This is a genomic window from Rathayibacter sp. YIM 133350 (genome assembly GCF_037404875.1).
Classification (GTDB): domain Bacteria; phylum Actinomycetota; class Actinomycetes; order Actinomycetales; family Microbacteriaceae; genus Orlajensenia.
This window is the reverse complement of record NZ_JBBELO010000011.1, coordinates 131,460-156,405: the sequence shown is the minus strand read 5'-3', so window position 1 is coordinate 156,405 and position 24,946 is coordinate 131,460. Positions and strand designations below refer to the sequence as shown.

The following is a 24,946-nucleotide window of genomic DNA, read 5'->3' as shown; positions in this document are numbered from 1 at the left end:
GTCGTCAGAGGGAGTAGTCGATGACGACGGGGGAGTGGTCCGACCAGCGCTCGTCGTACGCCGCGGCGCGATCGACGCTGTAGTCCTTGGCCAGTGCCGCGAGAGCGGGAGTCGCCAGGTGGTAGTCCAAGCGCCAACCCGTGTCGGTGTCGAAGGCCTTGCCGCGTTGGGACCACCACGTGTACGGGCCGTCGACCTCGCCGGCGAAGCGACGACCGAGATCGACCCAGCCGAGCCCCGCGCCGGAGTTGTAGTCGGCATCGCCCTCGGCCCCGATGAACCGGTCGAAGTAGGCGCGCTCCTCGGGCAGGAATCCCGCGTGCTTGAGGTTGCCCTTCCAGTTGCGGATGTCGAGGGTGCGGTGGGCCACGTTGAGGTCGCCGAGCACGACGGCGAGTTCGCCATGCGTGGCCAGCTCGGGCAGGCGTGCCTCCATCGCATCGAGGAAGCGGTACTTCTCGACCTGCTTGGGAGTGTCGGTCTCGCCCGAGTGCACGTAGGCGCTGACGACCGTCACGACGTTGCCGTCCACCTCGTAATCGGCCTCGAGCCAGCGGCCCGCGCTGTCGAAGTCGGCCGCTCCCAGTTCGACGCGGTGGATGCTCGCGCGGTTGCGGCTCGCGAGAGCGACACCGGCGCGACCCTTGGCTGTCGCCGCGTCATGCAGAACGTCCCACTCTTCACCGAGCAGGCCGACGACATCCTCGGTCGAGGCTCGCACCTCTTGGATCGCGAGGATGTCGACGTCGCGCCCCTCGAGCCATTCGCCCATGCCCTTGCGGTACGCGGCGCGGATTCCGTTGGCGTTGATGGTGGCGATGCGCAAGCGGGGCATTCCTCGATCCTAATCGGCGCCTCCGACGCCACTGCCCTCACGATTCGTCGGGGAAGGGCAGGTCGGCGGCGTGCAGTGCATCGACGGCGCGCTCGGCGGCTCGGAGGCGTCGTCTCGCCGCGGGCTTCGCCCACCACGCGGCACCCGCCAGTTGGGCGCGCGCCGCGCGCACCTCGACGTTCGCGGCGATCCGCAGCGCCTGCTGCTCGGCTGCCAGCCGTTCCGCCTCCAACTGTGCGGGCGTGACGCGACGCAGTGATTCCTTGCGATCGCTCGCGGCGATGTAGATGAACGCGGCCGCGACGAGCGTGACGAGGGCACTCAACCGGAACCACAGCAGCAGTCCCACGAAGACCGCGAACGTCGCCAGCAGCGGGTTGCTCGTCGCACCGCCGACGAGGTAGCTCCCGCCCACCTGCAAGACGACGAGTGCGGCCGCGCCGAGCAGGGATCCGCCCCACAGCCGACGCCAGCGGATGCTCGCGCCGGAGAGGAAGCGGAACATCGTCACGAGCACGAAGGCGTCGATGAGGAAGACGATCGCGAAGCCCGTCGCGCCCACCGTGAGTGTCGTCCACCAGGAATGGGAGTCGATCCCGAACAGGCCGAAGACCCAGTTGAGCGCGTTGGTGCTGATGACCGAGAGCACGGCGCCGACCAGCAGAACGGCGCCGAAGACCACGGAGGCAAGGAAGTCCCGCGCCTTCAGCAGCACGTAAGCCCGGTCATCCTTCGGCAGGCCGAAGATGCTGCGCACGGCGGTGCGCGAGTACGTCATCCAGCCGATGGCGGTCCAGATGAAACCGGCGAGGGCCACAGCGCCGGTCCAGCCGAACAGGCTCGTCGACGAGTCGGCCGCGGCGATGAGGTCGGACTCGCTGACGATGCCGTTCGCACCGATGAGCCCGGGAACGTAGTAGTCGATCAATCGGATGAGCGCCTCGAGCGTGCCCTGGTCGCCAGCCAGCCAGAGACCGGCAACCGCGAAGAGCACGTACACGGCGGCGAAGATGGCGAACAGGGCCTGGTAGCTGATGCCGGCCGACAGCAGGAATCCGTTGGCGGCGAGGAAGCGGCGCCAGACGCGAACCGGGAACAGTGCCATGGTGCGGTGCGTGAGGTCGGTCACCGCCCGTACGGGCTCGTCGAAGCGCTCACTGAGGTCGTCGACGCGCTCGCGCATCTCCGCCCGCACGCGGCCGACGGTCGATGCGAGCCTCGGATCACCGGCGCCGGTCTGGCTCGGCGGCTCGTGCCCTTCGCGCGTGCTCACGCAGCCAGCGTAGCGGCGCCCCGTGGATGCCCGCCGTCGGTGCCCGGGGTGAGCGTTCACCGTGCCGTTACCAAATCGTGACCTGAGACATCCCCATGTTTTCGGTGAATATTCAGCTTGCCCCTCTTTGTAGGGCCACCACGTGCCTAGGTCGGGGGTAGCGGCCACTGTAAGGATGAGCAGATCCCCGACACCCGACGGGGAGAAGCCAGGCGCGAAGGAGCGCCCAACCCCGAAGGCTTGGAAACTATGCGCACCCGACGCCCCGCCCTACACCCGACGATCAGCGCGGAAGCGCGCGCCCACCGGCCCTGGCACCGCTCCCGGTGGGTGAGTGCCTCCGCCTCGCTCGCCGTGGCGGCCCTCGTGGTCATCGGCATCCCGACCACGGCCTTCGCCGACGACGCGGTGCCCCCGACGCCGACCTCCTCGACCGAACCGACGACGCCGCCGACGGACGCCCCGAGCACGAGCGACCCGACGCCCGCGCCCGACGCGGCAACATCGACGGAGGCTCCCGCGCCTGCTGAGGAGAGCACGGACACGACCACCGACCCGGCGGACTCGGATGACGCGGACGCGACGACCGACGGAAGCGATGCGAGCGCGACTGCGCCCGAGGCGGCGCGGCAGCAGCCCGAGGCGGCCGTTCTGGCCGACCCCCTCACGAGCATCCGTGTCACCAAGGGCGGTCTGCGGCAGGCGGACGGCTCCGTTTCGGGGCTCGCCGGTGTGCGCTTCGTCGCCATCGACCGGGACTACGGCGAATCGCCTGACGGGGTCGCCCCGACGGCGGAGTGCACAACCATCGCCGACGGCAGCTGTCTCATGCAGGTGCCGGAGCGCAACGCGGGGCCGAACGACGGTTACTGGATTCTCGAGGAGCCGAGCGCATCCGCTCCGCTCGGGGCAGGCTGGGACGCCCTGGATTCGGTGGCGACGGGCGGGTACACCGTTACGAAGACCGTCACGCCCTATCGCTACCACACCGGTCCTGTCGCGGGTGCGGCCACCATCACCGACGTGCCCGGAGGGGCTGGGGTGCGTGCGCCGAGCGGCGCCTCCACCGCTTCCCACGGCACGACGTGGGCGAACGAGCTGGACAACCCGCCGTTCCCGACGGTCTGCGGGCTGCAGATCGCCATCGTGATCGACCGCTCGAACTCCATCAGCGCGTCGGAGATGTCCAAGTTCCGCGCCGCCGTGCAGGCCTTCGTCGGCCCGACGGGCCTGGGGGACACGCCGTCGACCGCCGATGTCTACACGTTCAACACCACGGCGACGAAGGTCACGTCCGCTCCGCAGCCGATGGGCTCGCCCGAACTGACGGCGGCCGTGACGGCCGCCACCGCGGGCCAGGGCGAGGGCTTCACGAACTGGGATGCGGCTCTGCGACTCGTCGCCGCCAGCCCCGCCCACTACGACACGGTCCTCATGCTCACCGACGGCGACCCCACCACGTTCGGCTCCGGCGCTGAGACGAGCGGCACCGTCAACGTGCGCGACATCGAAGAGGCGGTCTTCTCCGCCAACGCCGTGAAGGCGGAGGCCGGGGCGCACGCCGACGGCACGAAGATCGTCGGGGTCGGCGTCGGACTGACGACGAACTCCGAACTGAGCCTGCAGGCCATTACCGGTCCTCAGGAGAACGAGGACTACTTCCTCACCGACGACTGGGACGGGCTCGGCGGGGAGCTGCGCACCATCGCAACACGTGCCTGCGGTGGAACGCTCACGGTCCAGAAGCAGCTGGTAGATGCGGCGGGAACCGTGACGGACCCGGATGCCGCCGGCTGGACCTTCACGGCGCAGGGCGCGCTGCAGGACGACGACGGCGACCCGGTCACGACGCTCAGTGAAACAACGCCCGACGACGGCATGGTGAACTACGCGGTCGACTTCAGCAGCACGGGCGACAAGACCATCACCGTGACGGAGACGACGCAGACGGGCTACACGCTGCATCCGCAGGGCGGCTCGAATGCGCTCTGCACGGTCGACGGCTCGGGCCGCCCGGTCGTCAACACCGCTGATGGGTTCTCAGTGACGGTGAAGCTGAACGAGATCGTCAGCTGCGTCGTGCAGAACGAGAACGTCGCCGCAACGGTTCAGGTCGACAAGCACTGGCTGATCAACGGCGTCGGCTATGACGGCGCCAACCCGCTCGGCGGCTTCTCCGCCGGGCTGACCCTGGCGCCGGCTCCGGCGAATGCGCCTGCCGTCTTCGGCACGGTGCACACCGGGTATGTGGGGGGAACCGACGGCAGCGTCGTGACGGTGGGGGAGAACGTCGCGACGCTGCCCGAGGGCTGCCTGCTGACCGACACCCTGTTCGCGGTCGCCTCCGGGTCGACCGGCGCGGGAATCAACGCCGCGACCGGCGTGACCGACGCGCTGAAGATCGGCGCCAACCACTACCTCGTCACCAACACGGTCACGTGCCCGGCTCCGTTGCTGGCACTGGTCAAGAAGGTGACATCGACGACGCAGAACGCCGACGGCACCTGGACGATCGTCTACGGCATCACCGTCACGAACCCGTCGACACTCTCGGCGACGTACAACCTCGGTGACCAGCCTGTCTTCGGCGCCGGCATCCAGGTGCTCAGCGCCACGGCCGTCGGTCCGAACGGCGCGGCGAACGCCTGGCCGGGTACCGGTCCGCTCGCCACCGCACGCTCGTTGGCTGGTGGCGCGAGCGACGTCTACGTCATCACGGTGAACGCGAGTGTAGGCGCCGGCGTGATCGGCACGGATGCCGGCGACTGCGTCATCCACATCACCGAACGGGGAACGGGCTTCCTCAACGCCGCAGTGCTCATCTCAGGCGGCCGCACCATCCTGGCGACGGCCTGTGACGTTCCCGCTGCTCCCACGCTGACCAAGGCGTTCCTGTCCAAGACGCAGAACCCGGACGGCACGTGGAACGTCGCCTACACGGTGAACGTGGCGAACGCGTCGACCAAGGCACTGGTGTACTCCCTCTCGGATGCGCCGCTGTTCCCGGTCGGTGTGAGCTACAACAGCTACACCGTCACGGCGGCACCGGGTACGCCGGCGCCTCTCTCGGCGAGCGGATCGGCGCCCATCGCGTTCCCGATTCCGATCGCGGCGGCGGCGTCCATTCCGTCGATCACGACGCACAGCTACATCGTGACGCTCAACGTGACCGTTGACCCGGGAACCTTGAATGTGGATGAGGCGCACTGCACCACGGATGAGACGCCGGGGGTCGGGTTCCTCAACCAGGCCGTCTTGACCTCCGGCAACGACATCCACCGCGCAGAGGACTGCAGCGACATCCCGCTCGTCGACGTCGGCATCGAGAAGGCCTACGTGCTTCCCGACGGCGGCACCGCGATCGAAGGTGGCAGCACGTTCGACTACACGCTGACCGTGACGAACAACGGGCCCGACAGTGCGAGCGGGGTCGTCGTGACCGACACGCTCGACCCGGAGCTCGAGTTCGTGGGAACCGCGGCCGACATCACGGTCAGCCCGAACGTGCTGACCGCATCCGTCTCGGGCCCGGGCAACCGCCAGATCACGCTGACAGGCGCAGGACCCTTCCCGGCAGGAGTCATCGCGACGATCACTGTTCCGGTGCGGATGATCGCCACTCCGCCCGTCGGGGCGCCGCCGGTCGTCGGGCCGAACGACCCGGTTCCGACGCTCCCCACGGCGAACACGAGCGATGTGCCGAACGAGGCCTGCGTGAGCATCGCCGAGAACGACACGGATTCCTCGAACGACTGCGACACCGTGACCGTTCCGACCAAGCGCATCAACACCAACGCCTATGTGCGCTGCGTGAACGACGTGCCCTGGCTCTACTACAACATCGCCCTGACGCCCTCCGTTCCCTCCGGCCCGGTGACGGTCACGTGGACCTCCGCAGACGGCACGCAGACCGAGACGCGCACCATCGATCCCGGTCAGCTGAGCGGGCGGATGCTGTGGCCGGGTGCCCTCGTCGACGCGAACGGCGTGGGCATCGGGTACCCGGGATGGCGGCCGTTCACCCCGGCCGATCTCGGCGGCCCCCTGCAGCGGTTCGAGGACCTCGTGCTCGACCCGAGCCTGCCGAGCTACGCCTGGCGTGACCAGGTGAACCCGGCGAGCATCACCTTCCAGATCAACCCGACGCAGACCGTTCTCGCGGTGTACCCGCAGGCCCTTCCCGCCTGTGCGGTCGAGCGCGACCACGGCGTCGCCATCGAGAAGACGGCGAGCGTGGACCGGGTCGACGTGGGCGATGACTTCGACTACACCCTGGCCGTCTCGAACGTCGGCGACGGCGTGGCCTGGCCGGTGCGCGTGAACGACACGATCCCGGCGGACCTGCGGGTCGACGGCATCGCCTACGGTGCGGCACCGGTCATCGACAACCCGCTGTTCGATCCGGACCAGCCGGCCGGCCCGGGCAACGAGCCGACCATCCCGTCACCCTCGACGTGGAACAACAGCTGCGCGGTGACCGGCGCCGATGGCGATGGCTACGGCGGCACGCTGAACTGCCAGCTCCAGGGAGTGCTCGGCCCGCGCATCCCGCAGGCGCCCGACATCATCCTGCATGTGCACGTGAAGCCGACGACCACGGCGACCTCCCTCGTGAACACGGCCGAGGTCTGCTGGGGAAGCACGCCTCCCACACTCGGTGAGGTACAGGAGGGCGCGAATCCTGCCGACGGCGTTCCGACGCCCGACTGCAGCAACTCCACCGTCACGGTGCTGGTGAAGCAGGTCGTGCTCGTGGGCCAGGCGGTCTGCGTACGGGACACGCCGCTCTTCAGCTACTCGGTGACGCCGGTGAACCTGACGACGGCTCCCCAGGTGCTGCTGATCTGGTGGACCCCCAGCGCGTTCGCCACGCATGACCCGTCGCTTCACGACCCCGCGGCCATCCTCGCCGACGGCGCGAGCCAGGTGAACGTGATCGCACCCGAAGGCGGTTACACGCCGGGTCAGACGTTGACCGGCCAGCAGCTGTGGCCGGGAGCGGCCGTGGATGCCGCGGGAAACCCGATCGCGTGGCCGGGCTGGAAGCACCTGCCCACGGGACAGTGGGTACTCGACCCGAGTGCTCCGTTCTACAACCTGCGGTCCTCGGCTGTCGTCGAGATCCGGGTGAACCCGACGGTCGACGCGATCACGGCCTACCCGCCGGCAACGCCCAACTGCAACGCGGCGCCCCCGCGCGGCTCGAGCCTGGCTTCGACGGGCTTCCAGAACGGCTGGGTCCTCTGGCCGGCGATCGGACTGATCGCCCTGGGCCTCGCGATCACCGTCGCCTTCTGGTTCCGCCGCCGCCGCGAGCAGGGCTGACCCCCCGAAAAACACAGCCGACTTGCCACTTTCTGCGGGTCCACGTGACGTGGAACCCACAGAAAGTGGCAAGTCGGCAGCTGTGTGTTACGGGCGGCCGCGCATGATCGCCTGCTTGACCTCGGCGATGGCCTGCGTGACCTGGATGCCGCGCGGGCAGGCATCCGTGCAGTTGAAGGTCGTGCGGCAGCGCCAGACGCCCTCTTTGTCGTTGAGGATGTCGAGGCGCACCGAGGCCGAGTCATCACGGGAGTCGAAGATGAAGCGGTGCGCGTTCACGATGGCGGCCGGGCCGAAGTACTGGCCGTCGGTCCAGAACACGGGGCAGCTCGACGTGCACGCGGCGCAGAGGATGCACTTGGTCGTGTCGTCGAAGCGGGCGCGGTCGGCGACCGACTGGATGCGCTCCTTGCCGGGCACGGGAGCGCTCGAAGCCTGAAGGAACGGCTGAACCTCGCGGTAGCTCGCGAAGAACGGCTCCATGTCGACCACGAGGTCCTTCTCGAGCGGCAGGCCCTTGATCGCCTCGACGTAGATGGGCTTGGTGATGTCGAGGTCTTTGATGAGGGTCTTGCACGCCAGCCGGTTGCGGCCGTTGATGCGCATAGCATCCGAACCGCAGATGCCGTGGGCGCACGAGCGCCGGAAGGTGAGCGAGCCGTCCTGCTCCCACTTGATCTTGTGCAGGGCGTCGAGCACGCGGTCGGTGGAGAACATCTCGACGTCGAAGTCCTGCCAGCGCGGCTCGGTGTCGGAGTCGGGGTCGAACCGGCGGATGATGAAGGTGACCGTGAACGGCCGCAGGGCCGGGTCATCCGACACGGGAGCCTGCGCGGGCGTGCTGGTGCTGGTCGCTTCGAGAGTTGCCGTCGACATGCCTAGTACTTCCTCTCCATCGGCTGGTAGCGCGTCATGACGACGGGCTTCCAGTCGAGTGTGATGTGGTCGGCCGCATCCGAGGAGTGCGGGTCGCCGGTCAGATAGGCCATGGTGTGCTTCATGTAGTTCTCGTCATCGCGCTTGGGGAAGTCGTCGCGCATGTGTCCGCCGCGACTCTCCTTGCGGTTGCGGGCGGAGAAGACGACGACCTCGGCGAGATCGAGCAGGAAGCCCAGCTCCACGGCCTCGAGCAGGTCGGTGTTGAAGCGCTTGCCCTTGTCCTGGATGGCGACGTTGCGGTAGCGCTCGCGCAGTCGGTGGATGGTTCCGGTCACGCGTTCCAGCGACTCGTCGGTGCGGAAGACCTGCGCGTTCTTGTCCATCTCGTCCTGCAGCTCCTTGCGGAGCACCGCGATGCGCTCCGTGCCGGTCGAGGTGCGGATGGAGTCGAGCATCGCCCGCACGCCGGCCGCCGGGTCCTCGGGAAGGGGAGTGAAGTCCACGGTCTTGGCATAGGCGACCGCGTTGTTGCCGGCGCGCTTGCCGAAGACGTTGATGTCGAGCAGCGAGTTGGTGCCGAGGCGGTTGGAGCCGTGCACCGACACGCAGGCGCACTCGCCCGCGGCGTAGAGGCCCGGAACGACAGTGGTGTTATCGCGCAGCACCTCGGCGGCGACGTTCGTCGGGATGCCGCCCATGGCGTAGTGGGCCGTCGGCATCACAGGAACGGGCTCGACGACCGGGTCAACACCCAGGTACGTGCGCGCGAATTCGGTGATGTCGGGCAGCTTGGTCTCGAGCACCTCGGCGCCGAGGTGGGTGCAGTCCAGCAGCACGTAGTCCTTGTGCGGGCCGGCGCCGCGGCCCTCGGCGACTTCTTGCACCATGCACCGCGACACGATGTCGCGCGGCGCGAGGTCTTTGATGGTCGGGGCGTAGCGCTCCATGAAGCGCTCGCCCGAGGCATTGCGCAGGATGGCGCCCTCACCGCGGGCACCCTCGGTGAGCAGGATGCCGAGGCCGGCCAGGCCGGTGGGGTGGAACTGGAAGAACTCCATGTCCTCGAGCGGCAGCTTCTTGCGCCAGATGATGCCGACGCCGTCACCGGTGAGGGTGTGCGCGTTCGAGGTGGTCTTGTAGACCTTGCCGAAGCCGCCGGTGGCGAAGATGATCGCCTTCGCCTGGAAGACGTGCAGCTCACCGGAGGCCAGGTCGATCGCCACGACGCCGCTCGGCTGGGGAACGCCGTCGACATCCGTCATCACGAGGTCGAGCACGTAGTACTCGTTGAAGAAGTTGATGCCGAGACGCACGCAGTTCTGGAACAGCGTCTGCAGGATCATGTGGCCCGTGCGGTCGGCGGCGTAGCAGGCCCGGCGAACGGGCGCCTTGCCGTGGTCGCGGGTGTGGCCGCCGAAGCGGCGCTGGTCGATCTTGCCCTCGGGCGTGCGGTTGAAGGGCAGGCCCATGTTCTCGAGGTCGATGACGGCGTCGATGGCCTCCTTCGCGAGGATCTCGGCAGCATCCTGGTCGACGAGGTAGTCGCCGCCCTTGATGGTGTCGAAGGTGTGCCACTCCCAGCTGTCTTCCTCGACGTTGGCCAGCGCTGCCGCCATGCCGCCCTGGGCCGCGCCGGTGTGCGAGCGCGTGGGGTAGAGCTTGGAGATGACCGCCGTCTTGGCGTGCGGTCCGGCCTCGATGGCCGCGCGCATTCCGGCGCCGCCGGCGCCCACGATCACGACGTCGAACTGGTGGTAGTGCACGCCGTCGGTGACGGTGGACTCGGACGGGTTGAGGGTGTCTGTGCTCATAGTCTTTCGGTTACTGTGCCGGGCAGAACGAGGGCAGCAGGTCGGCGGGCGAGCCGGCCGGGCACGGGTCGAATGTGAAGACGACGAGTGTGCCGAGCACGATCAGGATGGCCACGGCGCCGAAGATCGCGATCTTCAGCAGCCGTCGAGTGGTGCGGTGGTTGGCGTAGTCGTTCACCAGCGTTCGCATGCCGTTGCCGCCGTGGATGAGCGCCAGCCAGAGCATGAGCACGTCCCACCACTGCCAGAACGGGCTGGCCAGCTTGCCGCCGACGAAGCCGAAGTCGATCTGGTCGACGCCGTCGTTGGTGAGCAGGTTGACGAACAGGTGCCCGAAGATGAGCACGAGCAGCAGCACGCCCGAGACGCGCATGTAGATCCAGCCCCACTTCTCCCAGTTCACGCCCTTGCGTTGCGGGCGGGTGGGGGAGCGGGGAGGCTCGATGGCGGGGGCGTTGTCGAGTGCGGTCACGGCGATCCCTTATCTAGTGGCCGAAGACGTTCATCAGGTGACGGGGAGCGAACCCCAGCATCGTGATGACCCAGAGAACGATGACGGTCCAGAACATGACCTTCTGGTACTTCACGCCCTTCGACCAGAAGTCGATGAGGATGATGCGGATGCCGTTGAACGCGTGGTACACGATGGCCGCGACGAGCGCGGTCTCGCCCAGTCCCATGATGGGCGTCTGGTACGTGCCGATGACGGCGTTGTACGCCTCGGGGCTCACGCGGATCAGGGCGGTGTCGAGCACGTGCACGAGCAAGAAGAAGAAGATGGCCACACCGGTGATCCGATGCAGCACCCACGACCACATGCCTTCACGCCCTCTGTAGAGGGTTCCTCCCGGACGGGTGGAGCGCTTCGGTTGTGCTGTCAGGGTTCCTGCCGATTGCTGAGGCATGAACAACCCTCCCTGGCTGTGTTGATCGGCCTCGCCGCGAGGAGACCCGGGGCGCCCGATCGACGCCGCGCCAAGTCTATTCCTCCTCACGCCGCGGCTCCGATTAGGGCCGCCTAACTATCTCGACATCGAGACAGGTTGCGCCCGGCTCGGGCCAGCCCCCGATTCGGGTGACAAATCCTCAGAATGCAGCTATACAGGAATCACACAGGTGGCAGGTGGGAGGCGCCGGTGAGACTCTCGATGAGGCGAGCGGTGGCGGGGTTCGTCGTCTGCCTGTTCGCGGTGACGGCAGCGGTCGTGGGAATGGTGCCCGCCGCATCCGCGTCGACGATCAGTGCGCCTTCCGGTCCGCTCACGAGCGTGACCGTGTCACCCGACCTTAACTGCGATGTGACGCACGTGGGCGACGCAGCCCACGAGTGGTACGGCAACACGGCCTGCGGAACCTTCGCGGCGCTCAACGGCTCGCTCTTCACGCCCGGCTATGTCCCCGCGGGGAACGGGGCGACCTCCTTCGGCTCTCCGTGGATTCCCGTGAGCCAGACGGCGGTCAGCGGCGCCGGGGTCGCGGGCGATCCCTACACGATGACGACGGTGGTACGCAGCTCCACGGGTGTGCTGTTCACCCAGACGGACACCTACGTCGTCGGCAACGAGTTCTATGAGACCTCTCTTGTCATTCTGAACAGCACCGCGGTGCAACAACTGGGAACGCTCTACACCGCAGGTGACTGCTATCTCGGCAGCAACGACGCCGGCTACGGCAAGGTCTTCGGAACCTCGCCGGCCTGCTCCACGTCGACCGCCCCCGGGGCAAGAGTCGAGCAGCTCATCCCGCGCACCAGCGGCAACAACTACCAACAGGCCGGCTACTCGACCATCTGGGCGACGATCGGTTCGAAGCAGCCCTTTCCCAACACCTGCGCGTGCAACAACTACATCGACAACGGCATCGGCATCTCGTGGCCGCTGAACATCGCGCCCGGCAACTCCGCCGCCTACGCCTGGACGACGGCCTTCTCACCGACCGGCCAGGTGCCGCTGGTGATCTCGGCGACCCCGGACATCCCCGTCGTGCTCCCCGCCGCGGCGGATGGCTACACGATCCAGGTGAGCAACCCGAACTCGACGGCATCGACGGTCACCGAGGTCACCGTGACGTTACCGCCGGGAACCACGTACACGCCGGGCACCACCACCGGTGTCACAACCGCGGATCCGTCCATCAGCGGCAACACCCTCACGTTCAGCGGCTCATTCCCGGTGGTAGCGGGCGGTGTGATCTCCCTGCACTTCGGCGTGACCGTGCCGACGGTCCCGGGCACGTACACGATCTCCGCGGGGGCGACCGCGCCCGGGGCGGATGTCACGCCCATCACCGGGGCGGCGCCGATCAGGGTGCTCAGTGTCGCGGATATCGCCATCACGAAGGTCGTTTCGGGCAGCTCGGTCGCGCTGGCCGGTGGCCCGCCGATCGTCTTCACGCTCACCGCGAGGAACAACGGCCCCGGTACGGCCCAGAACGTGCGCGTCGCCGATATCGTGCCTGCCGGGATGACGTTCAACGCGCCAGCGAGTTCGCCCCAGTGCTTCTTCCGCAATCCTGACGTGCTGTGCGCTTCGCCTTCCGACCTGGCGCCGGGGGGAACCGCCGTCTTCACGATCGCCATGAACGCCGGGCCGACGGCGAGTGGCTCCCGATCGAACACGGGCGCCGTCGACGCCGACGTGAACGACACCGACCTGACGAACAACCAGGCCACGACCCCCTTCACGATCCAACGCAATGTCGACGTCTCGGTAACCAAGAGCGCATCGCCGACGAGCGTGGCGGCCGGCCAGTCCGCGACGTTCACCCTCCGGGTAGCGAACGCCGGCCCGGCGAGCGCCGACTACACCCTGGTCGACGTGCTTCCGGTCGGAATGACGGCGACCAGCATCGCGGGCGCCGGATGCAGCATCGCCTCCGGGGCCACCTGCACGTCGTCGCTTCCGCCTGGCGGCAGCGCCACCATCACACTCGTCGCGACCGTCGGAGCCGGAGCCGCAGCCGGCACGGTGCAGAACTCTGTCGCGGTGACGACTCCGCAGACGGACACCAATCCGGCGAACAACTCGGCCGCGGCCGCTGTCACGGTGTCAAGGTCGGCCGATCTCGGCGTATCGAAGAGCCCGGTGCTGGCGCCGGTCGCAGGATTGCCGGTGATCTACGACGTCGTCGTGAACAACCTGGGGCCCTCGGTCGCGCACGACGTGGTGATGACGGATGTCGTTCCCGCCGGGGCCGAATTCGATGCGCCTCTCTCCTCCGATGTCTGCGGGGTGGCCGGTGCGAACGTCGTGTGCACGATCCCGGCGCTGGGCCCTGCGGCGCAGGTCAGGTACCAGGTCGCCTTCCGGCTCCCGGCGTCGCTTGCCGATGGGGCGATCGTGACGAACACCGCCTCGGTGGCCTCGAGTGATCCCGATCCGGTTGCGACCAACAATTCCGTGACGCGGAACGACCCCGTCGGCCGATCGGTCGACCTGAGGATCAGGAAGAGCATCGACGTCGACCCTGCAGTGGCGGGCGCTCCGATCGGCTATCAGCTCACGATCACGAATGCCGGGCCGTCGGACGCCTCGAACGTCGTCGTCTCCGACCCTGCCATCCCGAATGTCACGGCGAGCTCCGCGGCGGTGTCGATGGGCACGGGCACCTGCGCGCTGCCCGATGGCTCGGTGTCGTGCACCCTGCCGACACTGGCTGCCGGAGCCACGGCGGTGGTCGATGTCGACGGCACGCTGGATGCCTCGACGCCCGAGGGAACGCCCATCGTGAACACGGCGACCGTCTCTTCCACCGAGCCGGAACTCGTCCCGGCCGACAACTCGGCGACGGCCAGCGTCAACACCGAGCGAGTAACCGGCCTCGATCTCAACAAGAGCGATGGGTCGGCAGAGCAGATCGCCGGCACCGCGGTCACCTACACCTTCACGGCGATCAATCGCGGGGCGTCGGACGCCACCGGTGTGACGCTGAATGATCCGGGTCTCGGCCGTATCGGGAACCCGGTCGTCTCGGCCCCCGTCGGTACGACGTGCACCATGACCGCGGGGGTGCTCGACTGCGACCTGGGTCCACTCCCGGCTGATCCCACCGGCGCCTCGCCGGTGGTCATCACGGTCACGGGCACCCTCGACCCGTCGATTCCCAACGGAACCGTCATCTCGAACACGGCGACGCTCGCGGATGATGAGGGAGGAAACGCGACCGCGGTCGAGAACTCGACCGTTCGCCGCCAGTCGACCCTGCAGATAGAGAAGACCCCGGCAGCGGCGACGGTCGCAGCCGGTGGCGACATGACGTGGACGGTCACCGTCACGAACTCAGGTCCGTCGACGGTCGACGCACCGGTCGTCATCGAGACGCCTCCGGCCAATTTCACGCTCACCTCGATCACGGGCGCAGGTGCGACCTGCGACCTGCCGACCAGATACTGCACCCTGGCCTCACTCCTGCCCGGAGCAACGAGCACACTGACCGTGACAGGCACCTTCTCGCCGTCCTATCAGGGCGGACCGGCGATCAACAAAGCGACAGTGCTGAACCCTCAGGGCCCGGTCGCCGTCGACACGGCCCAGGTGACCGTCGAGCGCGTCAGCGACCTCACCGTCGCGAAGACCTCGCCTCTCTCGACCGTCGTCGCGGGCGGAGCGATCAGCTACGTCCTCACGGTGACGAACAGCGGCCCATCTCTCGCCGAAGCCGCGACCGCGACTGACACGCTCCCCGCAGGGTTCTCCTTCAGCCCTGTCGGCAGTTCGGCCGGATGCGCGGCCGTCGGCCAGGTCGTGACGTGCCCGGTCGGTGCGATCCAGCCGGGAGCGCCGCCTCTGAGCGTCGTCGTGCGAGCGCTGGTGGCGAGCGACGTCGAATCAGGCACCTACACGGATCTCGCAACCGCCCAGAGCCTGTCGACCGATCCGACCCCGGCGAGCGACGAACTGGACACGGAGGTCGTGGACGAGGCGGATCTCTCGCTCACCAAGTCGGTTCCGGGTGGAACAGCGGGGGCGGTGATCACCTGGACCATCACGGTCTCGAACGCAGGTCCCTCCGACGGGACGGCACCGGTGGTGACCGACACGCTCGACCCTCGCCTCACCTTCGTCTCGGGGACGGCCGATGACGGCACGACCTGCACGAACGCGGGCCAGGTCGTGACGTGCGCGCTCGCCGACATTCCCGGTCCCGGTTCGACCGTGATCTCCCTCAACGTGTCGAGTCCGCCCGACCTGGTGCCACCGGCCGCTCCGTTCGTGACCGTACCCAATACGGCGACGGTCACGGCGACCTCGAGCGACCCGAACCTGCAGGACAACACGGGCTCGGCGTCGGTCGGGCTGGTCGCGGCCGCGAGCCTCACGACGTCGAAGACCGGACCTGCCGAGGCCCTTGCCGGCGCTGAGATCAGCTACCAGCTCGGCGTCTCGAACGCCGGTCCGTCGACCGCGACGACGGTGCAGGTGCGCGACGTCCTCGGTCCGCGCCTCAGCTTCGACCCGGCGGCATCCGACCCGCGCTGCGTCTTGGAGGATGCGGGAATCAACGCCGTCGTCTGCACGGTCGATCGGCTCGACCCCGGAGCGCCGACGGCATCGTTCACACTCGTTGCCCGCATCGACCCAACCGTCTCTGCCGGGTCCACCGTCGTGAACGTCGCTTCCGCTTCGGCGCCCCAACGCGAAACCGACCCCAAGCCCCCGGTGGCGTGGACGACCGACGTCGACACGCGAGCCGACCTGGCGGTGACGAAGAGCGTCCCGGCGGATGTGGTGGCCGGGTCCGCGACCGAATACACGATCGTCGTCACGAACAACGGGCCGTCGACGGCCTATGGAGTCGACGTCGTCGATACACCCCTTGCGGATGCGCCGGCCGGCCAATGGGTCACAGGCGGACTCACCAAGGGTCTCAAGGGCCTGCCGGACTGCCCGATCGACGGGGTGGCCTTCCAGTGCAGCATCGCCTCCCTGAACCCCGGAGACTCGCTCACACTGACGGTTCCGATCACCACCGACCCCGCCGCACCCGAGGGGACGATCGTGCGCAATACGGTGACCGTGGCCTCCGAGGTTCAGGACGACGGACCGGCGCCGAACGCGGCGACGGCGGCGATGACGCTGCATCGTCAGGGAGGGCTCCGTCTGGCCAAGACCGCCTCGGCTGCGAGCGTCGTGCCCGGCTCGGCCGTGGACTGGACTCTTGCGGTCGCCAACGACGGTCCGTCCTTGCTCACCGATGTCACCGTGCGCGACGCGCTGCCACCGACCGTCACGGCGGCCACCCTTCCCCCGGGGTGCACCATCGACGCCTCCAGCGTGGTCACCTGCGTCGTGCCGTCGGTCCCGCCGGCGGGCAGTGCGTCGGTCGTCATTCCCACGGTGACGAACGGCATCGTCGGCGACAGCATCGAGAACACGGCCACGGCCTCGGCGGTCGGCGCATCCCTCGTGTCCGCGACGGCATCCGTCGCCCTCGTCGAGTCGACGTCGGGCTCGGGCTCGGGATCGGGATCGGGATCCGACACGTCCGCAGGTCTTTCCTCGACGGGGTGGGATGCCCTCGCCTGGTTCGTACCGGCCGCCCTGCTCGTGGCCGTCGGGGGAGTGCTGATGCCGGTCTCGAGAAAACGTCCGCGCCGTCACCGCGCCACGCCGTGAGGATCGGGGCGGGGCGGCGGACGTTACTCTTGCAGCATGCAAGCGATCGACCGTTTCTATAGCGTCATTCCCGCCGGCGGCGTCGGCTCAAGGCTGTGGCCCCTCTCCCGGGCGGATGCGCCCAAGTTCCTGCACGACCTCACCGGGTCTGGACAGACGCTGCTGCGTGACACCTGGAACCGGCTCGCGCCGCTGTCCGGAAACGGCCGCATCATGGTGGTCACCGGGCGTGCTCACCGCGCCGCCGTCGAGGAGCAGCTGCCCGAGCTGGCCGACCACAACATCGTGCTCGAGAGCGAGCCCCGCGACTCCTCCGCCGCCATCGGCCTGGCCGCCGCCATCCTCGAGCGCCGCGAGCCCGGCGTCATCATCGGCTCCTTCGCCGCAGACCACGTGATCTCGGGCGACGAGCTGTTCCGTTCGACCGTGGCGGAGGCGATCACCGTCGCGGATGCCGGTTACATCGTCACCATCGGCATCACCCCCACCGAGCCGGCCGTCGGATTCGGCTACATCAACAGCGCCGATGCCCTCACGCTCGAGGGCGCCCCCAACGCCCGCTCCGTGCGCGCCTTCGTCGAGAAGCCCGACCTCGAGACGGCCCGGCGCTATGTCGAGAGCGGAGAGTACTTCTGGAACGCGGGCATGTTCATCGCCCGCGCCGACCGCCTGCTCGAGGAGCTCGCCCGCACGCAGCCTGAGCTGCACGCCGGGCTGCTCGAACTGGCCGAGGCCTGGGACGACCCCGCGACGCGCGGGCCCGCCGTCGACCGCATCTGGCCGACGCTGACGAAGATCGCGATCGACTACTCAGTGGCGGAGCCTGCCGCGGCCGCCGGCCGCCTGGCTGTCGTTCCCGGACGCTTCGCCTGGGACGACGTGGGCGACTTCGCCTCGCTCGCCAAGCTGAACTCAGCCGGGCGCGGAAGCGACCTGGCGATCCTGGGCAAGAACGCGCGCGTGCTCGCGGATGCCTCCAGCGGCATCGTCGTCAGCCGGTCCAACCGCGTGATCAGCCTCATCGGGGTCAAGGACATCGTTGTCGTCGACACCCCCGACGCTCTGCTCGTGACCACGAGCGAGCATGCGCAGCGCGTGAAATCCGTCGTCGACGCCCTGCGTCTCGGCGGCTCGAACGACGTGCTCTGAGCCGTAAAGACAGACCGACTCCACAGGAGGAATCGTGACGCTCCGCCGCAATGCACCCGCCGCGCTCGCCGTTCTCGTGCTGGGCGCCCTGGCCCTCTCCGGCTGCGCCGCCGCCCCGGATGCGGCCTCGACCTCCGCGGCCGGCTCGGACTACTGCGCCCGCATGGTGACGAACTCGGGAGGCCTCAATGACCGCTCGTTCAACGAGTCGAGCTGGGCGGGGCTGAAGGCCGCCGGCAAGAGCTCCGGCATCGACGTGCAGGCACTCGTGTCGACCGGCGAGACCGACCTCGGCCCCAACGTGACCCAGGCGGTCGGCTCGGGATGCGACTTCGTGCTCACGGTCGGCTACGAGCTCGCCGATGCGACCGCATCCGCTGCGAAGAAGAACCCCGATGTGCACTTCTCGATCGTCGACGAGGTGGTGGAGGCTCCCAACGTGAAGCCCATCATCTTCGACACGGCACAAGCGTCCTTCCTGGCAGGCTACCTGGCGGCCGGAGTGAGCAAGAGCGGCGTGGTCGCGACGTTCGGCGGGGGCAACCAGCCGCCCGTCACCCTGTTCATGGACGGCTTCGTCGACGGCGTCGCCAAGTACAACGAGGTGCACGGCACCGCTGTGCGCGCCCTCGGCTGGGATAAGGCCAAGCAGGACGGCACGTTCACCGGCGACTTCGAAGACGTCTCGAAAGGCAAGACGGTCACAGAGAGCTTCATCGACCAGGGCGCCGACGTCATTCTTCCCGTCGCGGGCCAGGTGGGGGAGGGAACCGCAGCGGCGGCGCTCGAGCACCCCGGCGTCTCGGTGGTCTGGGTCGACAACGACGGCTACGACTCGCTGCCGGCCAAGTTCCATCCCGTTCTGCTCACGAGCGTGCTGAAGAACACGACGGATGCCGTGGAGCAGATCGTGGGTGACGACGTGAAGGGAACCTTCTCGTCCGACGCCTTCGTCGGCACCCTCGCGAACAAGGGCGTCGACCTCGCGCCGTTCCACGACCTCGCCTCTCTGGTGCCCGACGCGCTGAGCAGCGAGATCGACGGACTGCGTGCCGACATCATCGCCGGCAGCCTCGTCGTCACCTCGCCGAGCACCCCGAAATAAGCCGGAAACACGCGGTTCGTCGCAGATTGATAACCATTCGGCCGTAGGGGCAGTTTGCTCTTAAGAGCAGCGAAATATTCGGTAACGTGTTTGCGTCCCCGGCCCATCCCATCCCTGTGGGCCTGCATCTTGGAGGTCACTTTGACGATCACTATCCGCAAGGCCGCCGTCGGCGGACTTGCCGCGCTCAGCGTCGCGGCACTGCTATCCGCGTGTGCCTCGGCCCCTGAGGAAGCCAGCACCTCGGGTGCAGCGAAGTCCGACTACATCCCCTGCATGGTCTCCGACGCCGGCGGGTTCAACGACAAGTCGTTCAACCAGCTCGGATACGAGGGCCTGCAGAAGGCGGCCAAGGAACTGGGCGTCAAGGCCAAGACCGTCGAGTCCAGCTCCGACTCCGACTACGCCCCCAACCTGAAGAACCTGGTCGACCAGGGCTGCAACACCATCGTCACCGTCGGCTTCAACCTGTCGGCCGCGACGGTCGAGTCAGCCAAGGCGAACCCCGACATCGACTACGTCATCATCGACGACGCGGCCGACAACGACTTCGACGGCAAGGTCGACGCCCCGAACATCAAGCCCATCCTCTCCGACACCGCCCAGGCCGCGTTCCTCGCCGGCTACGCGGCTGCCGACTTCTCCAAGACGGCCGTCGTGGGCACCTTCGGTGGACTGCCGATCCCGCCGGTCACCATCTTCATGGACGGCTTCAAGCAGGGCGTGGACTACCACAACACCGAGAAGGGCACCTCCGTGAAGGTGCTCGGCGCCGAGGGCGAGCAGGCAGCGCAGGGCGTCTTCACCGGCGGCTTCGAGGCCGGAAGCGACGCCCAGAAGGCGGCCCAGGGCCTCATCGACCAGAACGTCGACGTGCTCCTGCCCGTCGGTGGACCCATCTACCAGAGCGCCGCAGCGCAGATCCGTGCCGCCGGCCGCGACATCGCCCTCATCGGCGTGGACGCCGACGTGTTCGAGACCGACCCGAGCGTCGGCGACCTGCTGCTCACCTCGATCCGCAAGTCGATCGATGTGGGCGTCTACGACGCCATCACCGCCGCGGGCAAGGGTGACTTCGACCCGAGCACCTTCGTCGGAACCCTCGAGAACGATGGAGTCGGCCTTGCTCCGTTCCACGACTTCAAGGACAAGGTGAGCCCCGACCTGCAGGGCGAGCTCGACAAGATCAAGGCCGGCATCATCGACGGCTCGATCAAGGTCACGTCTTACCTCAACCAGTAGGACGAGCGTCGAAGGGGGAGGTCGGCAGATGCCGGCCTCCCCCTTCGCCTGAGATCATCCCCTTCGCCAGAGGGGCGCAATAACTAGGATCGGGAGAATGAGACTCGAACTCCGCGGAATCACGAAGAGATTCGGTTCGCTCGTCGCCAACGACCACATCGACCTGACCGTCGAGCCGGGTGAGATCCACTGCCTGCTCGGCGAGAACGGTGCCGGCAAGTCGACCCTCATGAACGTTCTGTACGGTCTCTACCAGGCCGACGAGGGCGAGATCCTGCTGAACGACGAGGTGCAGCGGTTCGAGGGCCCTGGCGACGCGATGGCGGCAGGCATCGGCATGGTGCACCAGCACTTCATGCTCATCCCCGTCTTCACCGTCGCCGAGAACGTGATGCTCGGTCACGAGTCCACGAAGATCGGCGGACTGCTCAACCTCGCCGAGGCGCGTGCCCAGGTCAAGACCATCAGCGATCGCTTCGGCTTCGACGTCGACCCGGATGCGGTGGTCGGCGACCTGCCCGTCGGCGTGCAGCAGCGCGTCGAGATCATCAAGGCCCTCTCCCGCGAGGCGCGCGTGCTCGTCTTCGACGAGCCGACGGCGGTGCTGACGCCCCAGGAGACCGACGAGCTCATGGAGATCATGCGGCAGCTCAAGGCCAACGGCCGGGCCATCGTCTTCATCACTCACAAGCTGCGCGAGGTGCGCGAGGTGGCCGACCGCATCACCGTCATGCGTCTCGGCAAGGTCGTCGGCGAGGCCGCGCCCACCGCCACGAACGCCGAACTCGCCTCGCTCATGGTCGGTCGCGCGGTCGAACTGACCGTGCACAAGGAGGCTCCCCGCCTGGGCGATGAGGCCCTCGTGGTGCGCAACCTGAGCGTCGTCGATCCCATCGGCCAGCTCGTGGTGAACGACGTCAGCTTCTCGGTGCGCCGGGGCGAGATCCTCGCGGTCGCGGGCGTGCAGGGGAACGGGCAGACAGAACTCACCGAGGCGATCCTCGGGCTGCAGCCGCGCGTGCGCGGATCGATCACCCTCGACGGCCAGGAGCTGAGCGGCGAGAGCGTGCGCACCATCCTCGAGTCGGGCGTGGGATTCGTGCCCGAGGACCGGCAGGAGGACGGCCTCGTGGCCGAGTTCACCATCGCCGAGAACCTCATGCTCGACCGCTCCAGCGGCGCCCCGTTCGTGAAGGGCGCGAACCTGCAGCTCGGGTACCTCTCCCGGTTCGCCCAGGAGAAGGTCGACGAGTTCGACGTGCGCACGCCGAGCATCGAGACCAAGGTCGGGCGGCTCTCGGGCGGAAACCAGCAGAAGGTCGTTCTCGCCCGCGAGCTCAGCCGCGACCTGCGACTGTTCGTGGCCGCCCAACCGACCCGCGGCGTCGACGTGGGATCGATCGAGTTCATCCACAAGCGCATCGTCGAGACCCGGGATGCCGGCGTGCCCGTCGTGGTCGTCTCGACCGAGCTCGATGAGGTCGCCGCGCTCGCGGATCGCATCATGGTGATGTACCGCGGCCGTGTCGTCGGAATCGTGCCCGGTGACACCTCGCGCGACGTGCTCGGACTCATGATGGCCGGCGAGGCCGTGAACGTCGAAGGAGCCGCCGCATGAGCGACGAGCAGCCCACCGCCCGCCCCGCGTCCGCAGGTGCGGCCGATGTCGCGCTCGAGGGCCCGGATGCGGTGAGCGGCGACCCTGCCCCCGCGGCGCCGACCGCGGGCGGCCCCGTCGTGCCGGCTGCCCCCGAGGAGCCCTCGCGCTGGCAGCGTGCCCTGCGCGAGATCGCGACCGGCAACGTCGTCATCTCCGTTCTCGCCGTTCTGCTGGCCCTCGTGGTGGGCGCCATCATGATCGCGGTCACCGACGAGAACGTGCAGAAGGCCTCCGGCTACTTCTTCGCTCGGCCCGTCGACACCCTCCGTGCGATCTGGGATTCCGTCGCCGGCGCCTACTCTGCACTGTTCCAGGGATCGATCTACAACTTCCGCCGCCCCGGCTTCAGCAACGGCATCCGTCCCTTCCTCGACACGCTGACCTTCGCAACCCCGCTGATCGCGGCCGGCCTTGGCGTCGGCCTGGCGTTCCGCGTGGGAATGTTCAACATCGGTGGTCGCGGCCAGATGCTCATCGCCGCATCCGCCGCAGGCTGGGTCGGCTTCGGCTGGGACCTGCCGTGGGGCATCCACATGCTCGTCGCGGTGGTCGCCGGCATGCTCGGCGGCGCCCTCTGGGCGGGCATCGCGGGAGTGCTGAAGGCGCGAACGGGAGCGCACGAGGTGATCGTGACGATCATGCTCAACTACGTCGCCTACTACCTCGTGTCGTTCATGCTGCGCACGCCCGGCCTGCTGCAGGCACCCGGTTCGAACAACCCCAAGACCCCCGCCATGAAGCCCACGGCCGTCTTCCCGTTGCTGTTCGGGCCTCAGTACAGCCTGCACTTCGGCTTCATCCTCGCCGTCCTGGCGACGCTCGTGGTCTGGTGGATCCTCAGCCGTTCGAACCTCGGATTCCGCTTCCGCGCCGTGGGTGAGAACCCCAACGCCGCCCGGGTGGCTGGCATCAACGTGCCACGCATGTACGTCTACGCCATGCTCATCTCCGGTGCGCTCGTCGGCCTGGCGGGCGTCGCCCAGGTGCTCGGTACGGTGACCACCGGGTTCAGTGCCGGCATCGATGCGGGCATCGGCTTCGACGCCATCACCGTCGCCCTGCTCGGGCGTTCCACGCCGTGGGGCATCTTCATCGCCGGCCTGCTGTTCGGCGCCTTCAAGGCCGGCGGATTCTCGATGCAGGCCGCCGAGGGCGTGCCGATCGACATCATCCTCGTCGTGCAGTCGCTCATCGTGCTGTTCATCGCCGCGCCGCCCCTCGTGCGGGCGATCTTCCGGCTTCCCGCTCCCGGCGCTCCGCGCAGGAAGGCCCGACCCATCGTCACCAAGGAGGTGGAGGCCAAGTGAGCACCGCCACGCACCCGCATTCGCTGGATGAGCCGGTCGTCCTCGAGAAGACCGTCGTCGTCAGCTGGAAGGCACCGATCGCCTACGCGATCTTCACGGTTCTGCTGCTCGTGCTCGTCGCCGCGGCCCCTCAGGACGGCAACACGACCTTCCGGCTCTCCACGGCCGCGGATGCCATCCAGATTCCCGAGATCGCCGTACCGGCGCTGCCGGCCACCTGGATCGCGGTCATCCTGCTCGCCCTCGCCACGGCCTTCGCGGCGAGCCGCGTCGCCACGAAGCGGCGCGTTCCGCTCTGGCTGACCGTCGTGTTCGCGGTGCTGTTCATGTTCGGCTTCCTCACCTGGGCCGCGGCCGGGTCGGCCATCCCCGTCGTCGGGCTGCTCTTCGGCGCGGTGAGCCTCGCGGTTCCGCTCGTCTACGGCGCCCTGGCCGGCGTGATCGGCGAACGCGTCGGCGTCGTCAACATCGCCATCGAGGGACAACTGCTCGCCGGTGCGTTCTCGGCCGCCGTCGTCGCATCCATCACCCGGCAGCTCTGGCTCGGCGTGCTCGCCGCGATGATCGCCGGCGTGCTCGTGGCCTTCGTGCTCGCGGCGTTCTCGATCACCTACTTCGTCGACCAGGTGATCGTCGGTGTCGTGCTGAACGTTCTCGTGGTCGGCCTCACGAGCTTCTTCTTCACGCAGGTGCTCGTCCCCAACGCCGCAGCGCTGAACAATCCACCGCGCTTCGACCGCTGGCCGATTCCGCTGCTCGGCGACATCCCGCTCATCGGCCCGGTGTTCTTCCGCCAGACGGTCATCGTCTACCTCGTCTACATCCTCGTCGCGGCGGTGTACGTGGGCCTCTTCCACACCAAGTGGGGCCTGCGGCTGCGCGCCGTCGGCGAGCATCCGCAGGCCGCGGACACCGTGGGCATCAAGGTGAACAGCACGCGATTCTGGAATGTCGCCCTCGCCGGCGCCATCGCGGGACTCGGCGGAACGGTGTTCACCATCGGCTCCGGCGTCGCCTTCAACAAGGAGATGACGGCGGGCGCCGGTTACATCGCCCTCGCCGCCGTCATCTTCGGTCAGTGGGATCCCATCAAGGCGACCCTCGCAGCGTTGCTGTTCGGCTTCGCGTCGAACCTCCAGAACACCCTCAGCGTGATCGGCTCGCCGGTTCCGAGCGAGTTCATGCTCATGCTGCCCTACGTCGTCACGATCCTGGCGGTCGCCGGCATCGTCGGAAAGGTGCGCGGGCCAGCCGCAGCCGGAAAGCCGTACGTGAAATCATGAGCCACATGAACGAGGGCGCACTGTCGTCGGGAGAGATCGACTGGGGCACGCTGCGGAAAGCGGCGTCCGAGGCGATGGCGAACGCGTACGCTCCCTACTCGCACTTCCCGGTCGGATGCGCGGCCCTGGTCACCGACGGCCGCGTGATCGCGGGCTGCAACGTCGAGAACGCCTCGTACGGCGTGACCCTCTGCGCGGAATGCGGACTCGTCTCCGCACTGCACATGTCGGGCGGTGGCCAGCTCGTCGCCTTCACCTGCGTCGACGGCCACGGCAACATCCTCATGCCGTGCGGGCGTTGCCGGCAGCTGCTGTTCGAACATGCCGTTCCCGGCATGCTGCTCGAGACCGTCTCGGGCATCCGGACCATCGACGAGGTGTTGCCCGACGCCTTCGGCCCGCGACAGCTGGCCGAGTACAGCGGCTGAGGCTCACCGTCGACTCCGGGAGAGGGCGCGCTGTG

At 68.1% G+C, this 24,946-nt stretch carries 15 protein-coding genes; 9 read left to right on the top strand and 6 right to left on the bottom strand.

Annotation, left to right across the window (positions count from 1 at the left end):
- Nucleotides 1-4: 4 nt before the first annotated feature.
- Both WDJ51_RS02405 and WDJ51_RS02400 read right to left on the bottom strand, forming a co-directional pair.
- Nucleotides 5-835 carry an exodeoxyribonuclease III gene (locus WDJ51_RS02405; protein ID WP_337850822.1) on the bottom strand — a complete coding sequence of 277 codons (831 nt, stop codon included), beginning with the start codon at nucleotides 833-835 and terminating at the stop codon, nucleotides 5-7.
- A gap of 37 nt (nucleotides 836-872) precedes the next feature.
- On the bottom strand, nucleotides 873-2,108 hold the full coding sequence (locus WDJ51_RS02400; RefSeq protein WP_337850821.1) for a YihY/virulence factor BrkB family protein: 1,236 nt from the start codon (nucleotides 2,106-2,108) through the stop codon (nucleotides 873-875).
- 249 nt (nucleotides 2,109-2,357) lie between these two features.
- Between WDJ51_RS02400 and WDJ51_RS02395 the strand changes: the two genes are divergently transcribed.
- A complete protein-coding gene (locus WDJ51_RS02395) occupies nucleotides 2,358-7,433 on the top strand; it encodes a VWA domain-containing protein (protein WP_337850820.1) in 5,076 nt (1,691 codons plus the stop codon).
- Between the two features lie 87 nt (nucleotides 7,434-7,520).
- Here the strand turns inward: WDJ51_RS02395 and WDJ51_RS02390 are convergent, their stop codons facing one another.
- The 4 genes from WDJ51_RS02390 to sdhC are packed head-to-tail and all read right to left on the bottom strand — an operon-like array spanning nucleotide 7,521 to nucleotide 11,028.
- Complete coding sequence (locus WDJ51_RS02390) at nucleotides 7,521-8,309, bottom strand: succinate dehydrogenase iron-sulfur subunit (protein ID WP_337850819.1); 789 nt, start codon at nucleotides 8,307-8,309, stop codon at nucleotides 7,521-7,523.
- A 2-nt stretch (nucleotides 8,310-8,311) separates the two neighbouring features.
- Nucleotides 8,312-10,123: a succinate dehydrogenase flavoprotein subunit gene (gene sdhA, locus WDJ51_RS02385; RefSeq protein ID WP_337850818.1), complete on the bottom strand. Its 1,812-nt coding sequence runs from the start codon at nucleotides 10,121-10,123 to the stop codon at nucleotides 8,312-8,314.
- A 10-nt stretch (nucleotides 10,124-10,133) separates the two neighbouring features.
- On the bottom strand, nucleotides 10,134-10,595 hold the full coding sequence (locus tag WDJ51_RS02380) for a succinate dehydrogenase hydrophobic membrane anchor subunit (RefSeq protein ID WP_337850817.1): 462 nt from the start codon (nucleotides 10,593-10,595) through the stop codon (nucleotides 10,134-10,136).
- A 13-nt stretch (nucleotides 10,596-10,608) separates the two neighbouring features.
- Entirely contained in the window at nucleotides 10,609-11,028 is a 420-nt protein-coding gene (sdhC, locus tag WDJ51_RS02375) for a succinate dehydrogenase, cytochrome b556 subunit (protein ID WP_337850816.1), read from the bottom strand.
- Nucleotides 11,029-11,259: 231 nt separating this feature from the next.
- Between sdhC and WDJ51_RS02370 the strand changes: the two genes are divergently transcribed.
- The 8 genes from WDJ51_RS02370 (at nucleotide 11,260) to WDJ51_RS02335 (ending at nucleotide 24,911) form a co-directional block, all read left to right on the top strand.
- On the top strand, nucleotides 11,260-16,737 hold the full coding sequence (locus WDJ51_RS02370) for a hypothetical protein (protein ID WP_337850815.1): 5,478 nt from the start codon (nucleotides 11,260-11,262) through the stop codon (nucleotides 16,735-16,737).
- A 36-nt stretch (nucleotides 16,738-16,773) separates the two neighbouring features.
- Nucleotides 16,774-17,886 carry a mannose-1-phosphate guanylyltransferase gene (locus tag WDJ51_RS02365; RefSeq protein ID WP_337850814.1) on the top strand — a complete coding sequence of 371 codons (1,113 nt, stop codon included), beginning with the start codon at nucleotides 16,774-16,776 and terminating at the stop codon, nucleotides 17,884-17,886.
- A gap of 34 nt (nucleotides 17,887-17,920) precedes the next feature.
- Entirely contained in the window at nucleotides 17,921-18,991 is a 1,071-nt protein-coding gene (locus WDJ51_RS02360) for a BMP family lipoprotein (RefSeq protein ID WP_337850813.1), read from the top strand.
- Between the two features lie 141 nt (nucleotides 18,992-19,132).
- Nucleotides 19,133-20,233, top strand: a complete 1,101-nt coding sequence (locus WDJ51_RS02355; RefSeq protein ID WP_337850812.1) for a BMP family lipoprotein — start codon at nucleotides 19,133-19,135, stop codon at nucleotides 20,231-20,233.
- A gap of 97 nt (nucleotides 20,234-20,330) precedes the next feature.
- Entirely contained in the window at nucleotides 20,331-21,851 is a 1,521-nt protein-coding gene (locus WDJ51_RS02350; protein WP_337850811.1) for an ABC transporter ATP-binding protein, read from the top strand.
- Nucleotides 21,848-23,200 (top strand): ABC transporter permease, encoded by a 1,353-nt coding sequence (locus WDJ51_RS02345; protein WP_337850810.1) that lies wholly within the window; start codon nucleotides 21,848-21,850, stop codon nucleotides 23,198-23,200. Before WDJ51_RS02350 ends, WDJ51_RS02345 begins: the two co-directional genes overlap by 4 nt.
- A complete protein-coding gene (locus WDJ51_RS02340; RefSeq protein ID WP_337850809.1) occupies nucleotides 23,197-24,483 on the top strand; it encodes an ABC transporter permease in 1,287 nt (428 codons plus the stop codon). The genes WDJ51_RS02345 and WDJ51_RS02340 overlap by 4 nt, the downstream gene beginning before the upstream one ends.
- A complete protein-coding gene (locus WDJ51_RS02335; protein WP_337850808.1) occupies nucleotides 24,480-24,911 on the top strand; it encodes a cytidine deaminase in 432 nt (143 codons plus the stop codon). The genes WDJ51_RS02340 and WDJ51_RS02335 overlap by 4 nt, the downstream gene beginning before the upstream one ends.
- Nucleotides 24,912-24,946: the final 35 nt, after the last annotated feature.

Excerpts from the sequence above, each read along its gene's own strand:
- WDJ51_RS02405 (WP_337850822.1), bottom strand. The coding sequence starts at position 835 with ATGCCCCGCTTGCGCATCGCCACCATCAACGCCAACGGAATCCGCGCC.
- WDJ51_RS02395 (WP_337850820.1), top strand. The coding sequence starts at position 2,358 with ATGCGCACCCGACGCCCCGCCCTACACCCGACGATCAGCGCGGAAGCG.
- WDJ51_RS02390 (WP_337850819.1), bottom strand. The coding sequence starts at position 8,309 with ATGTCGACGGCAACTCTCGAAGCGACCAGCACCAGCACGCCCGCGCAG.
- sdhA (WP_337850818.1), bottom strand. The coding sequence starts at position 10,123 with ATGAGCACAGACACCCTCAACCCGTCCGAGTCCACCGTCACCGACGGC.
- sdhC (WP_337850816.1), bottom strand. The coding sequence starts at position 11,028 with ATGCCTCAGCAATCGGCAGGAACCCTGACAGCACAACCGAAGCGCTCC.
- WDJ51_RS02365 (WP_337850814.1), top strand. The coding sequence starts at position 16,774 with ATGCAAGCGATCGACCGTTTCTATAGCGTCATTCCCGCCGGCGGCGTC.
- WDJ51_RS02350 (WP_337850811.1), top strand. The coding sequence starts at position 20,331 with ATGAGACTCGAACTCCGCGGAATCACGAAGAGATTCGGTTCGCTCGTC.
- WDJ51_RS02345 (WP_337850810.1), top strand. The coding sequence starts at position 21,848 with ATGAGCGACGAGCAGCCCACCGCCCGCCCCGCGTCCGCAGGTGCGGCC.
- WDJ51_RS02335 (WP_337850808.1), top strand. The coding sequence starts at position 24,480 with ATGAGCCACATGAACGAGGGCGCACTGTCGTCGGGAGAGATCGACTGG.